At 60.9% G+C, this 14,406-nt stretch carries 12 protein-coding genes; all 12 read left to right on the forward strand.

The window, feature by feature from the left end; genetic code table 11:
- Window positions 1-274: 274 nt before the first annotated feature.
- Complete coding sequence (locus ACZ0AZ_RS09650; RefSeq protein WP_039756280.1) at window positions 275-1,627, forward strand: TolC family outer membrane protein; 1,353 nt, start codon at window positions 275-277, stop codon at window positions 1,625-1,627.
- A gap of 33 nt (window positions 1,628-1,660) precedes the next feature.
- On the forward strand, window positions 1,661-3,817 hold the full coding sequence (locus ACZ0AZ_RS09655) for a type I secretion system permease/ATPase (RefSeq protein WP_039756281.1): 2,157 nt from the start codon (window positions 1,661-1,663) through the stop codon (window positions 3,815-3,817).
- Window positions 3,807-5,174, forward strand: coding sequence for an HlyD family type I secretion periplasmic adaptor subunit (locus ACZ0AZ_RS09660; RefSeq protein ID WP_024011116.1), 1,368 nt, complete (start codon window positions 3,807-3,809; stop codon window positions 5,172-5,174). Before ACZ0AZ_RS09655 ends, ACZ0AZ_RS09660 begins: the two co-directional genes overlap by 11 nt.
- 358 nt (window positions 5,175-5,532) lie before the next feature.
- A complete protein-coding gene (locus ACZ0AZ_RS09665) occupies window positions 5,533-6,429 on the forward strand; it encodes a TauD/TfdA dioxygenase family protein (RefSeq protein ID WP_129998397.1) in 897 nt (298 codons plus the stop codon).
- A gap of 17 nt (window positions 6,430-6,446) precedes the next feature.
- The gene (locus ACZ0AZ_RS09670; RefSeq protein ID WP_463537272.1) at window positions 6,447-7,307 is read left to right on the forward strand and encodes an ABC transporter ATP-binding protein; all 861 of its coding nucleotides are present in this window, start codon (window positions 6,447-6,449) and stop codon (window positions 7,305-7,307) included.
- 20 nt (window positions 7,308-7,327) lie between these two features.
- A complete protein-coding gene (locus tag ACZ0AZ_RS09675; protein WP_463537273.1) occupies window positions 7,328-8,194 on the forward strand; it encodes an ABC transporter permease in 867 nt (288 codons plus the stop codon).
- A gap of 173 nt (window positions 8,195-8,367) precedes the next feature.
- Window positions 8,368-9,285: a LysR family transcriptional regulator gene (locus tag ACZ0AZ_RS09680; protein ID WP_129998394.1), complete on the forward strand. Its 918-nt coding sequence runs from the start codon at window positions 8,368-8,370 to the stop codon at window positions 9,283-9,285.
- A gap of 224 nt (window positions 9,286-9,509) precedes the next feature.
- Entirely contained in the window at window positions 9,510-11,048 is a 1,539-nt protein-coding gene (locus tag ACZ0AZ_RS09685; RefSeq protein WP_415760907.1) for an MFS transporter, read from the forward strand.
- Between the two features lie 27 nt (window positions 11,049-11,075).
- Window positions 11,076-12,143 (forward strand): HlyD family secretion protein, encoded by a 1,068-nt coding sequence (locus ACZ0AZ_RS09690; protein WP_463537274.1) that lies wholly within the window; start codon window positions 11,076-11,078, stop codon window positions 12,141-12,143.
- Window positions 12,140-13,708 carry an efflux transporter outer membrane subunit gene (locus tag ACZ0AZ_RS09695; protein ID WP_463537275.1) on the forward strand — a complete coding sequence of 523 codons (1,569 nt, stop codon included), beginning with the start codon at window positions 12,140-12,142 and terminating at the stop codon, window positions 13,706-13,708. Before ACZ0AZ_RS09690 ends, ACZ0AZ_RS09695 begins: the two co-directional genes overlap by 4 nt.
- A gap of 78 nt (window positions 13,709-13,786) precedes the next feature.
- A complete protein-coding gene (locus tag ACZ0AZ_RS09700) occupies window positions 13,787-14,032 on the forward strand; it encodes a DUF2789 domain-containing protein (protein ID WP_071174009.1) in 246 nt (81 codons plus the stop codon).
- 88 nt (window positions 14,033-14,120) lie between these two features.
- On the forward strand, window positions 14,121-14,366 hold the full coding sequence (locus tag ACZ0AZ_RS09705; protein WP_253497765.1) for a type II toxin-antitoxin system prevent-host-death family antitoxin: 246 nt from the start codon (window positions 14,121-14,123) through the stop codon (window positions 14,364-14,366).
- Window positions 14,367-14,406 lie beyond the last annotated feature (40 nt).

The raw sequence follows: 14,406 nt of genomic DNA on the forward strand, positions 1-14,406 counted from the left end.
AATGGATAACTTATTGACGCTGGATTTCCGTCAATAATCTGGCTATAAATTATCGCGATTAACTTTATGCCAAACTATTGACCTTCTGGGAGCCATCCTAAACAATCGCCCCACTAATGTCACATTGATATTTCCGCGGCGACCTGTCCTTCAGCCTGTCATCCAGTTCCTTTTTTGAACTTTCCGACATACGGTCTTTCGGGTTGCCATCATCCGACGCAGCGCCACTTTTTTGCTGTGATTCAAGACAAGAAGTTCCGGGAAAATTCCAACCATGCGTTCGCTTTTGCTCCTTGCCGCTCCCTTCGCTCTCGCCGCCTCTTTTGTACAAGCACAATCCTTACCAGAAGCCATGCAACAGGCGCTGGATGTCCATCCGGAGATTCAGGCAGGGGTCAACAGTCGTTTGGCGGCGGATTATCAATTGAAGGCTGCGAAAGGGGGATACCTGCCCAAGGTCGATCTGCTGGGCGGTTATGGCCGTGAAGGTACTGATAGCGTGACCACCCGAGCCAACGGTGGCGGCAATCACTGGGAAACGTTGAACCGCAGTGAGTCAAGTTTACGTCTCTCACAAATGGTTTTTGACGGTTTTGCGACGTCCAACGAAGTTGCGCGTCAACAAGCCAACGTCAGCTCCCGTGCTTACTCGCTGCTGGGTACTTCCGAGCGCACCGCGCTGACCGTCGCCCAGGTCTATCTGGACGTGCTGACGCGTCGCGAATTCGTCCGCCTGGCCGAGGAAAACCTCAAGAGCCACCAGCGCATCTACGACCAGATCCAGCTGCGCACTCAGCGCGGCGTCGGCAGCGGTGCCGATCTTGATCAGGCCGAAGCCCGTATGGCGCAAGCCCGCAACAACCTGATCACCGAACAGACCAACCTCGCCGACGCGGAAACCAACTTCCTCAGCGCTGTCGGCCAGATGCCCGACCAGCTCGAGCGTCCGGCGCCGTTCATGGCGATGATGCCGGCCAACCTCAATGAAGCCCGCGCGCAAATGCTGGAAAACAGCCCGATCCTGCGTTCCGCCGAGTCGGACATCGCCGCTGCCGAGAAGCAGTTCGCCACCGCCAAATCGACCTTCTACCCGCGCTTCGACGCTGAGCTGGGGCGTACCGCCGACAACGATCTCGATGGCCAGAATGGCCACAACAACGAATGGCAGGCCATGCTGCGCATGCGTTTCAACCTGTATTCCGGTGGCAGCAACAAAGCCGATCTGGAATCCAAGTCGTACCTGGCCAACCAGGCGCTGGACATCCGCAACAACGCCCTGCGGCAGTTGAACGAAGAGCTCGGCCTGGCCTGGAACGCGCTGAACAACGCCAACGCTCAGGTACCGATCGCTCAGCAATACGTCGATCACAGCACTTCGGTGCGCACCGCTTACCAGCGTCAATTCAGTCTCGGTGAACGCACTCTGCTGGACTTGCTCGACAGCGAAAACGAACTGTTCACTGCTTCGCGGCGTCTGGCGGAAATCAAGAACATTCAGTTATTTACTCAGTATCGAATCAAGGCGACCATGGGCCAATTGCTCAAAAGCCAGGGAGTGGTCGCGCCGTTGGCATCCGTTGTGCAGAACGACGTGAAGCCCAAGGTCCAGCTGCCTGGGATGAACTGAGTTATCCCTTTCAACTGTTAAAGAGTGTCGAGCGTGGAATCAGAAGTCAGTCGAGTTCAACTCAGCCATGATCCGCGCGCGTTGCATGACGATCCGTTGCTGGATGGTCTGCTCGCCCTGTGCATGCTGCACCAGAAGCCCGCCAGCGCGGCGATGCTGACCACCGGCCTGCCGCTGCCCAAACAACGTTTGAGTATCGAGTTGCTGCCGCGCGCAGCGGCTCGCGCCGGCCTGCAGGGTCGGGTGTTGCAGCGCAAGCTAGAAGAAATTCCGGCGATCGCCATGCCCGCGCTGTTGCTGCTCAAGGATGGCCGCAGTGCCGTCCTGCTCGGCTGGCAGGGCGACAACGAAGCACGCGTGCTGCTCAGCGAAAGCGACGGCGGCGAGTCGGTGGTCAGCCGTGAACTGCTGAGCGACGATTACACCGGCAAAGTGTTCTTCGCCCAGCCGCAGCACAAATTCGACGTCAACCACGGCACGCTGATCCCGCGTGCACGCTCGTGGTTCCGTGACACCCTCAAGCGTTCGCGCTGGCTGTACGCCGATGCGATCGCCGCCAGTTTCCTGATCAACATCATCGCCATGGCCGCGCCGCTGTTCGTGATGAACGTCTACGACCGCGTGGTGCCGAACCAGGCCGAAGCAACCCTGTGGGTACTGGCGCTGGGCATCACCGGCGCTTACATCTTCGACTTGATCCTCAAGAGCCTGCGCAGCCTGTGCCTGGATCTGGCCGGGAAGAAAACCGACCTCATCATCTCCGCCACGCTGTTCGAGCGCATCGTCGGCATGGCGATGAAATACCGCCCGGCGCGGGTCGGCAGTTTTGCGCAGAACATCCACGAGTTTCAGAGCCTGCGCGACTTCCTCGCCTCGCTGACCCTGACCAGTCTGATCGACCTGCCGTTTACCATTCTGATTTTCATCGTCATCGCCATTCTCGGCGGGCATCTGGTATGGATTCCGGTGCTGGCCTTCCCGATTGCCCTGCTGATCGGCTACGCCTTGCAGAAGCCGCTGATCGCGACCATGGAGCGCACCATGGCGCTGGGCGCCGAGCGCCAGTCGAGCCTGATCGAAACCCTCGCCGGGCTGGACGCGGTCAAGGTCAACAACGCCGAAAGCGAGCGCCAGTATCAGTGGGAGCAGACCATCGGCACCCTCAGCCGTCTCGAGCTGCGAGTGAAAATGCTCTCCGGTCTGGCGATGAACATCACCTTGCTGATCCAGCAACTGGCCGGGGTGATCATGATCGTCTTCGGCGTGTACCAGATCATCGCCGGCAACCTGAGCATGGGCGGGCTGATCGCCTGTTACATGCTCAGTGGTCGCGCGCTGAGCCCGCTGGCGTCGCTGTCCGGTCTGCTCACGCGCTATCAACAGGCGCGGGTGACCATGACCTCGGTCGACCAGATGATGGAGCTGCCTCAGGAGCGCAATTTCGAAGAGCGCCCGCTGAGCCGCAAGGTCTTGCAGGGTGCAATTGAATGCCGCCAGCTCAGCTTCACCTACCCGGATCAGCAGAACCCGGCGCTGAAGAACATCAACCTGGTCATCCGTCCCGGCGAGAAGATCGGCATCATCGGCCGCAGCGGTTCGGGCAAGAGTTCGCTGGCTAAACTGCTGGTCGGCCTCTACCAACCGGACGACGGTGCCTTGCTGGTCGACGGCGTGGACATCCGCCAGATCGATGTCAGCGAACTGCGCTACAACATCGGCTACGTGCCGCAGGACATTCAGCTGCTGTCCGGCACCCTGCGCGACAACCTGGTCTCCGGCGCGCGTTACGTCGAAGACGAGTTGGTGCTGCAAGCCGCCGAACTGGCCGGCGTCCACGAATTCGCCCGTTTGCACCCGCAGGGCTATGAACTGCAAGTCGGCGAGCGTGGACAGAACCTTTCCGGCGGCCAACGGCAGAACGTCGCCCTGGCTCGGGCGCTGTTGCTCAATCCGCCGATTCTGTTGATGGATGAGCCAACCAGTGCGATGGACAACACCGGCGAAGAACGCCTCAAGCAACGTCTCGCAGCGGTAATTGAAAACAAGACCGTGGTGCTGGTCACGCACCGGGCATCGCTGTTGTCGCTGGTCGATCGCCTGCTGGTGATCGATCGCGGGCAGATTCTCGCCGACGGCCCGAAAGCCGCCGTGATGGAAGCGTTGAAGAAGGGGCAGATCAGTGTTGCTTAAGTCCGGTGTCAAGGAGTCGATCCGTCGCTACTTCAAGGGCTCTGCCTCGCTGCAGGGCCAGCCGCTGCCGGAGGTCAACAAGGCGCTGATCGAAGACGCCCCGCGCGTCGTGCGCCTGACCATCTGGGCCATCATCGGCTTCTTCGTATTCCTCATGCTCTGGGCCAACTTCGCCGTGATCGACGAAGTGACCAAGGGCGACGGCAAGGCGATTCCGTCGTCGAAGATCCAGAAAATCCAGAACCTGGAGGGCGGTATCGTCTCCGAGCTGTTCGTCAAGGAAGGCCAGATCGTCGAGGCCGGCGCGCCGCTGATTCGTCTCGACGACACGCGTTTTGCCTCCAATGTCGGCGAAACCGAGGCCGATCGCCTGTCGATGTTGCTGCGGGTCGAGCGTTTGAGCGCGGAAGTCGATGACCGTCCGCTGAATTTCCCCGAGGACGTACTCAAGGCCGTGCCGGGCCAGGCGAAAAGCGAAGAGTCGCTGTACATCAGCCGCCGTCAGCAGTTGCACGATGAAATCGGCGGCCTGCAGGAGCAGTTGATCCAGCGTCAGCAAGAGCTGCGTGAGTTCAGCTCCAAGCAGGCGCAGTACCGTCAGCAACTCGGCTTGCAGCGTCAGGAAATCAACATGTCCGAGCCGCTGGTGGCGCAGGGCGCGGTTTCGCCGGTGGAAGTGTTGCGCCTCAAGCGTGCCGAAGTGGAAACCCGCGGCCAGCTCGATGCGACCACGCTGGCCATTCCGCGTGCCGAATCGGCGATCAAGGAAGTGCAACGCAAGATCGACGAAACCCGCGGCAAATTCCGCAGCGAAGCGCTGACCCAGCTCAACGAAGCGCGCACCGATCTGAACAAGGCCCAGGCCACCGGCAAGGCGCTGGAAGACCGCGTCAGCCGTACGCTGGTTACCTCGCCCGTGCGGGGCATTGTCAATAAATTGCTGGTCAACACCATTGGCGGCGTGATCCAGCCGGGCAGCGACATGGTCGAAATCGTGCCGCTGGACGACACCCTGCTGGTCGAAGCCAAGATCCGCCCCCAGGACATTGCCTTTCTGCATCCGGGGCAGGAAGCGATCGTCAAATTCACCGCCTATGACTACACCATCTACGGCGGGCTGAAGGCGCAGCTGGAGCAGATCGGCGCCGACACCATCACCGACGAAGACAAGAAAACCACTTACTACGTGATCAAGGTGCGCACCGAGCGCAGCCACTTGGGCACGGATGAAAAGCCACTGCTGATCATTCCGGGGATGGTCGCTTCGGTGGATATCATCACTGGCAAGAAATCGGTGTTGAGCTATTTGCTCAAGCCGATCATCCGCGCACGGGCTGAAGCGTTGCACGAGCGTTGATCCCCAGTGGCCTCGCTGGCCTCATCGCTGGCAAGCCAGCTCCCACAGTTATCTGTTTTCAACAGATATCTGGAGTCCATATGCGAACCCTGTGGGAGCGAGCCTGCTCGCGAAGGCGTCTTCCGAAGCGCTACATATCCGTCGGTAAGTGACAAAAATGGTCACCCACCCCCTCACCAATCGCCATATCGTTATTCATTAACGGTATTTAATTTCCAATTCTTATAGCTATAAAGTCACCCGCCTGCGTACCTGCCGACCAATCGGCGCGCCGCACGACCTGAACCGACACGCAATCCAGCGTGAGTGTCTGATCGACGAGCGCGTCCGTGAGCGCGCCGTGCGTGGGAGATGATTGATGTCCGCCGCTACTGCCACCGAAAGCGCCGCAATTGCCGCGCCGCAAATCTTCGAAATTCGTCCCTTCAGCGGTGCCGTCGGCGCCGAGATCGTTGGCCTCGACCTCAGCCGGCCGGTCAATGATCAGGACTTCGCGCGCATTCACCGCGCGCACCTGGATCACCATGTCGTGGTCTTTCGCGATCAGCAGATCACCCCGCAACAGCAAATCGATTTCAGCCGCCGCTTCGGCGTGTTGCAGATCCATGTGCTCAAGCAATTCCTGCTGGCCAACCACCCGGAAATTCTCATCGTTTCCAACATCATCGAGAATGGCCAGAACATCGGTCTCGGTGATGCCGGCAAGTTCTGGCATTCCGATCTTTCCTATAAAGAGCTGCCGAGCCTCGGCTCGATGCTGCACGCTCAGGAGCTGCCCGCCGAGGGCGGCGACACGCTGTTTGCCGACATGCACAAAGCCTGGGACGACTTGCCCGCTGCGTTGCGCACTGCGGTCGAAGGACGCTCTGCCGCGCATTCCTACACAGCGCGCTACAGTGAAACCAAATTCGAAGGCAACTGGCGCCCGACCCTGACCCCAGAACAGTTGGCTCAGGTCGCTGAAGTAGTGCATCCGGTGGTGCGCACCCATCCGGAAAACGGCCGCAAGGCCTTGTTCGTCAGCGAAGGCTTCACCACGCGCATCGTCGGTCTGCCGGAAGACGAGAGCCGCCAGTTGCTCGGCGAACTCTTCGCTCACAGCGTGCTGCCGCAAAACATCTACCGCCATCAGTGGGAACCGCACGATCTGGTGTTCTGGGACAACCGTTCGCTGATCCACCTCGCCGCCGGCTGCCCTGCGCATCTGCGCCGCAAGCTGTATCGCACGACTATCCAGGGCGACGCGCCTTTCTGATTTGCCGGAGATCGACCATGAACGCCCCTTTGCCAGGCCACGCGGCCAGCAACCCGATCGCCCGCAGCGAAGCGTTGCTGGCCGTCGATCACGTCAGCCTCGAATACCGCACGCCGCAACGCGTGGTGCGCGCCACCCATCAAGTCAGTTTCGCCGTCGACCCGGCTGATCGTTTCGTTTTGCTCGGCCCGTCCGGGTGCGGTAAATCGACCCTGCTCAAAGCGGTCGCCGGGTTTATCCGGCCCTGCGAAGGCGAGATCCGCCTGCAAGGCCAGCGTGTCGATGCGCCGGGGCCGGACCGCATTGTGGTGTTTCAGGAATTCGATCAGTTGCCGCCATGGAAAACCGTGAAGCAGAACGTGATGTTCCCGCTGCTCGCCTCGCGCACCTTGAACAAGAAAGACGCGGAAGAACGCGCGCTGCACTACCTGGAAAAGGTCGGCCTTGCAGCTTTCGCCGACGTCTATCCACACACCCTGTCCGGCGGCATGAAAGCGCGGGTGGCGATCGCCCGCGCATTGGCGATGCAGCCGAAAATTCTTTTGATGGACGAACCCTTCGCTGCACTCGATGCGTTGACCCGCCGCAAGATGCAGGAGGAGTTGCTGCTGCTCTGGGAGGAGGTGCGCTTCACCCTGCTGTTCGTCACCCACTCGATTGAAGAAGCCTTGGTAGTGGGCAATCGCATCCTCTTGCTGTCGCCGCATCCGGGGCGGGTGCGCGCCGAAGTGCACAGCCATCAATACGATCTGCACAGTCTCGGCGGCGTAGCGTTTCAGGAGTCGGCGCGGCGCATTCATCGTCTGCTTTTCGATGAGGGCCAAGTGCCGGAGACCGAACGTGATCACGACTTCAACGATATTCGCATCGCCTATTGAGCGGCCAGGAGGTCTACCCGATGAGCCATTCATCATCCGTGCGTGAAGAATTCGAAACCGTGCTCGAGCCGCTGACCGCAGTGCCGGTCGAGCGTGAATTGCCGCTCGGCACACGCCTTTGGCAACAGCGCTGGCTGCGTAAAAGCCTGATCCTGATCGTGCTGGCGGTTATCTGGGAAGTGGTCGCGCGGATTCAGAACAACGACCTGATGCTGCCGAGTTTTCTGCAAACCGCGCAGGCTTTGTTCGACGGGCTGCTCAGTGGCGAGTTGCTGGCCAAGGTGTGGATATCTCTGGTGGTGCTGATCAAGGGCTACTTGATCGGCATCGTCCTCGCCTTTGCCCTGACGACTTTGGCGGTCTCGACCCGGTTGGGACGTGATCTGCTCAGCACCATGACTTCAATGTTCAACCCGTTGCCGGCGATTGCCCTGCTGCCGTTGGCGCTGCTCTGGTTCGGATTGGGGCAGAACAGCCTGATTTTCGTGCTGGTGCACTCGGTGCTGTGGGCGCTGGCGTTGAATACCTATGCCGGATTTCTCGGCGTCTCCGAAACGCTGCGAATGGCCGGGCGCAATTATGGCCTCAAGGGATTGCGTTTGGTTTTGTTCATCCTGATCCCGGCGGCACTGCCGTCGATTCTCGCCGGTTTGAAAATTGGCTGGGCGTTCGCTTGGCGTACGTTGATCGCGGCCGAATTGGTATTTGGCGCGACCAGTGGCAAGGGCGGGCTGGGCTGGTACATCTTTCAGAATCGCAATGAGCTGTACACCGATAAGGTGTTTGCCGGGTTGGCGGTGGTGATTCTGATTGGCTTGCTGGTGGAGAATCTGGTGTTTGCCACCCTTGAGCGCGTGACCGTCAAGCGCTGGGGAATGCAACGCTGAGATCTTCGTTGGCTGTTCCGGCCCGTTCGCGAGCAGGCTCGCTCCCACATGAGAACGCATTCTAAGGTGGGAGCGAGCCTGCTGCGAAGAGGCCAGCGCTGGCGCCGCCACTCTTTAAGGATGTTTGCTAGCATTGCGCCGTGATCAATCCAGATCAGCCAAGAGTGCTCAGCATGCAACTCCCGGACATGAACCTTCTGGTCGCCCTCGATGCCTTGCTCGACGAGGGCAGCGTGGTCGGTGCGGCGCGGCGGATGAACCTCAGCCCGGCGGCCATGAGTCGCACGCTGACGCGGATTCGCGAAGCCATCGGCGATCCGATTCTGGTGCGCGCCGGGCGTGGCCTGGTGCCGACCCCCAAGGCTCTCGAGCTGCGCGAACAGGTGCGCGATGTGGTCGAGCAGGCGGCGCTGCTGTTTCGCTCCGCCGACAGCGTCGAGCTGGGTAGCTTGCGTCGACGCTTCAGCATTCGCGCCAATGATTTCTTCGTCGGCGTTTACGGCGGCAAGCTGTTCGACACCCTCGACCAACTCGCCCCGCATTGCGAATTGCGCTTTGTCCCGGAAGGCGATGGCGACGATGAGGCGCTGCGCGAAGGACGCATCGATCTGAGCGTCAGCAACACCCGTCCGCTCACGCCAGAAGTGAAGGTGCAGAACCTGTTTTCCACCCATTTCGTCGGCCTGGTGCGCGAAAATCATCCGTTGCTCGATGGCGAAATCACTGCCGAGCGCTACGCCGGTTTTTCCCACATCAGCATGTCGCGGCGTGGTATCGCTCGCGGCCCGATCGACACGGCGTTGAATGCGTTGGGGCTGGAGCGCCGGGTCGCGGTGATCGCGCCAAGTTTCCATGCTGCGATGTTTGCCTTGCCCGACTCCGACCTGATCCTTCCGGTGCCTAAAGAAGCGCTGCTCAGCGTGCGGCGGCTGGGCCTGAAACTGCGTTCATTCGACCTGCCGATTCCACTGCCCATGCTGATGCTGACCCAGGCCTGGCACCCGCGTTTCGACAAGGACCCGGCCCACCGCTGGCTGCGCGAAACCCTCAAGACCTGCTGCGATGAAACGTGGCTGGCGGCACAACCGTAAATCATCAGGCACCATCGAATCCCTGTGGGAGCGAGCCTGCTCGCGAAGGCGTCGAATCAGTCACCTCAATGGCGACTGGTCCACCGCTTTCGCGAGCAGGCTCGCTCCCACATAGGCATTTACCGTTGTGTTTGATGCATTTATAACCTGCCGATAAGTCAATTTTCGTCAGCATCAAGCCCCACTAAAATGCTCCGGTATTTTCACCCCCGGAGTTTTCATTCATGACATCCCTGACGGTCACGGCGCCTCTCGCCGCGACCAGCCCGGCGACGGCGGCTGCGCCACCGGTGTTCGGGGCGCGGATCATCATTGGTCTGGTCGGCGTGCTGTTGGCCGTGCTGGTCTCGGGCCTCAACGAGATGGTCACCAAAGTCGCACTCGCCGATATTCGCGGGGCGCTGCACATCGGCTACGACGAAGGCACCTGGCTGGTCGCCAGCTACACCGCCACGTCGGTCGCGGCCATGGCCTTCGCGCCGTGGTGCTCGGTGACCTTCTCGCTGCGTCGCTTCACCCTCTGCGCGATCGGCCTGTTTACCCTGCTCGGGGTGCTGTGCCCGTTCGCCCCGAGCTACGAAAGTCTGCTGCTGATGCGCATCCTCCAAGGCCTCGCGGGCGGCGCATTGCCGCCGATGTTGATGACCGTTGCGCTGCGCTTCCTCCCGGCGAACATCAAACTGTACGGACTGGCCGGCTACGCACTGACCGCGACTTTCGGCCCGGGACTCGGCACGCCGCTGGCCGGTCTGTGGACTGAATACGTCGGCTGGCAATGGACCTTCTGGCAGATCATCGTGCCGTGCCTGATTGCAATGGCTGCAGTGGCTTACGGATTGCCGCAGGATCCGCTGCGGCTGGAACGTCTCAGGGCGTTCAACTGGAAAGGCCTGCTGCTGGGCTTTCCGGCGATCTGCATGCTGGTGATCGGTCTGTTACAGGGCAATCGACTGGACTGGTTCGAGTCGAATCTGATCTGTGGATTACTCGGTGCCGGTTCGCTGCTGCTGGTGGCTTTTATGATCAATGAATGGTCGCAGCCGATTCCGTTTTTCAAACTGCAGATGCTCGGCATCCGCAACCTGTTGTTCGCCCTGATCACCCTTGCAGGGGTGCTGATCGTGCTGCTGGCGGTGGTACTGATTCCGTCGAGTTATCTGGCCCAGGTGCAGGGCTATCGTCCGGCGCAAACCGCGCCGATCATGCTCATTGCCGCGCTGCCGCAATTGATCGCGCTGCCGCTGGTGGCCGCGCTGTGCAATTTGCGCTGGGTCGATTGCCGCTGGGTGCTCGGCATTGGTCTGAGCATGCTTGCGCTGTCCTGCCTGGGCGGTTCGCACCTGACTTCGGCGTGGATTCGCGACGATTTCTACGTGCTGCAATGGCTGCAGATTTTCGGCCAGCCGATGGCGGTGTTGCCGCTGTTGATGTTGTCGACCGGTAGTATCACGCCGATGGAAGGGCCGTTCGCGTCGGCGTGGTTCAACACCGTCAAAGGCCTGGCCGCGGTGGTTGCCACCGGCGTCATCGAAGCGCTGACCACATCGCGCCTGCATTTTCATTCGAGCATGTTGGTCGACAGCCTCGGCAATTCGCCGCTGGCCGATCACAGCGATCCGGGCCTCGCCCACCGCTTGCACGAGCAGGCCGTGGTGCTGACTTCGTCCGATTTGTACCTGTGCATGGCTGGCGTCGCCGTGGCGTTGATTCTGCTGATTTTCTGGCTGCCGACGCGGATTTATCCGCCGCGCGCGCCGTCCTGATTGCTGCACTGAAACTGAAGGTTTTTTATGACTCAATCCAAGCAAAAACTCGCGGTGGCCGTGGCTGCCGCGCTGGCGGTGGGCGTGCTGGTGTACCTGGCGATGCCCGGGCTTTTCGGCCACCGCACCGAGCAAACCACCAATGACGCGTTTGTCTCGGCCGACTACACGCTGGTGATGCCGCGCGTGGCCGGGTTCATCAAGCAGGTGCTGGTCGAAGACAACCAACAGGTCAAGGCCGGGCAGTTGCTGGCGCTGATCGATGACCGTGATTTGCGCGCAGCGGCGGAAGCGGCGGATGCGCAAACCCTGGTCGCGCGTGCGCAGTTGCAGAACGCCAACGCGACCCTGGAGCGTCAGGCTTCGCTGATTGCTCAAGCGCAGGCCGCAGTGGTTTCGGCCAAAGCGGAAATGGCCTTCGCGCAACAGGAACTGAACCGCTACAACCACCTCGCCGGTGTCGGCGCCGGCACCGTGCAGAACGCGCAACAGGCGCGCACGCGCATCGATCAGGCGTCGGCGCGCCTCGACACCGCGACCGCGAAGTTGGCGGCCGAGCGCAAGCAGGTCGAGATTCTCACCGCCCAGCGCAACGCCGCCGAAGGCAATCTGAAACATGCGCAGGCGGCGCTGGAGATCGCCAGTTTCAACCTGTCCTATACGCGCATCACCGCGCCGCAGGACGGCATGATCGGCGAGCGTGCGGTGCGTGTCGGGGCTTACGTCACGCCGGGCAGCAAGCTGTTGGCGGTGGTGCCGTTGCAACAGGCCTACGTGGTCGCCAACTTTCAGGAAACCCAGTTGACCGATGTGCAGCCCGGGCAAGATGTGCAAGTGCGGGTCGACAGCCTCGGCGGCGAAGCCCTGACTGGCCGCGTCGAGAGCATTGCGCCGGCAACGGGCGTGACCTTCGCGGCGGTGAAACCGGATAACGCGACGGGAAATTTCACCAAAGTGGTGCAGCGGATTCCGGTGAAGATCGTGCTGGAGCCGGGCCAGCCACTGACCGAGCGCTTGCGGGTGGGGATGTCGGTCGAGGCGAGTATTGATACCGCCAGCTCAAAGGCGTCCGGGCGCGAGGTGACGCAGCGATGATCGGTGTTGAATCGGCTGCCGCCTTCGCGAGCAGGCTCGCTCCCACATTGTGTAATGCGTTCTCCCTGTGGGAGCGAGCCTGCTCGCGAAAACGCCAGTGGCAGCAGCTAACCGTCAGTGCCTTGCTCACAATGAGTCTCACCGCCTGCACCGTCGGCCCGGACTTCCAGAAACCCGAAACTAGGCAGCCGGCCGACTGGGCCAAACCCGCCCAGTCCGCCCCGAGCCAGGCCGTCAGCGCACCCTTGAACGAACGCTGGTGGGAAACCTTCCACGACCCGCAGCTGTCCGCGCTTACCCAGCGCGCGCTGAACAGCAACCTCGACCTGCAGCTGGCCAGCAGCCGCCTGCAACAAAGCCGCGCCGCGCGCCAGGTGATCACCGCCGAGCGTTATCCGAACAACTCTGCTACCGGCAGTTACGGGCGCAAACGCAACAGTGGCAAAGGCTTGAACGATCCATCGGGCAATAACGGCGACGAGGCCTTCAACCTGTGGGATGCCGGTTTCTCCGCCTCATGGGAGCTGGACTTCTGGGGGCGCGTGCGCCGTGAAACTGAAGCCGCCGATGCCAATCTCGAAGTGGCGGAAAATGATCGTCGTGGTGTGCTGCTGACAGTACTCGCCGACACCGCGCAAAACTACATTCAGCTGCGCGGGGTGCAGAACACCCGTGCCGTCACCGAGCAGAACCTCGACGTCGCCCGGCATAGCCTGAAACTCTCGCAGCTGCGGCTGGCCGATGGCGTCGCGACCGATCTCGACGTCGCCGAAGCCGCCGCGCAAGTCGCCGCCATCGAAGCACGCCTGCCAGCGCTGGAGCAGCGTCAGTCGCAACTGATCAACGCGATCAGTCTGTTGATGGGCGAACCACCGCAGGCCCTCGCTCAAGCGTTATCCACAGACGCGGCAGTGCCGCAGTCGCCACTGCAAGTCGCCATCGGTCTGCCGTCGCAATTGGCCGAACGTCGTCCGGATATCCGCCAGGCCGAAGCGCGTCTGCACGCCGCCACCGCCAACATCGGCGTGGCCAAGGGCGATTTCTATCCGCGCATTACTCTGTCCGGCAACCTCGGTTCACAGGCCATGCAGCTGAGCGATTTCGGTTCATGGGGCTCGCGTGCCTTCGGCATCGGCCCGCAATTCAGCCTGCCGTTATTCGACGGCGGTCGCCTGCGCGGGATGCTGCAATTGCGTGAAGCTCAGCAGCAGGAAGCAGCCATCGCCTACCAGCAAACCGTGCTGCGCGCCTGGCATGAAATCGATGATCAACTGACCGCCTACAACGCCAGCCAGCGCCGTCGCGACAGCCTCGCCGAAGCCGTGCGCCAGAACCAGATCGCCCTGCGCACCGCGCAACAGCAATACGTCGAAGGCGTGGTCGATTTCGTCAACGTCCTCACCGTGCAGAGCGCTTTGCTCGCCACTCAGGAGCAATGGGTGGAAAGCTCGACCGGCGTGTCCCTGGCGATGGTCGGGTTGTACAAAGCGTTGGGCGGCGGATGGCAATCGGTCTATCCGGCCGCGCAACTGGCCGCAGGCTCACCTGACCTCGCCAGACCCTGAACCCGCAGCGACAGCTATGATCAACTCCACTGCAGCGAACGGCGCAACGCCGGGCCTGAATTGTAGAGGAGTTGCATCATGGAAAATCCGCAGCACAGCCTACCGGCCCTGTTCAAACAACTCGGCCTCGCCGACGACCCGACCGGCATCGACCAATTCATCGCCAGCCATTCCCCGCTCAAGCCGGATTTGCATCTGGCTGACGCGTTTTTCTGGACGGCAGGTCAGGCGCAGTTTCTGCGCGAGGAGATTCTGGATGATGCGGATTGGGCGGAGGTGGTGGATCAGTTGAATGTGATGTTGCGGAAGGGGCGGGTGGGATGATCAGGCTGAACCTTTGCGACTCTGTCACGGCAGCAATTGATAAGCTTCGATATCGACCGAAATTTCGATCGCATTCGAGGTCCTTACCGTGCAAAGAGTTTTCGCCGATATGGCTGTCAGTATTTCCGAACTGAAGAAAAATCCTTCTGCCGTTCTTAAAGGCGCAAACGCCGGTGCTGTGGCAATACTCAATCACAACCGGGTCATGGGCTATATGGTGTCTGCCGACGTTTACGAAGCGTTGGTCGAGCGGCTTGATGATCTTGAGCTTATGCAGATTGCGCGTTCTCGAGATCACGAAACACCCATGCCGGTAAATCTGCATGACTTATAAGCTTGAGTTTCTGTCGTCTGGAAACAAACTGCGTCATTGG

The organism is Pseudomonas sp. AC239 (assembly GCF_979258545.1).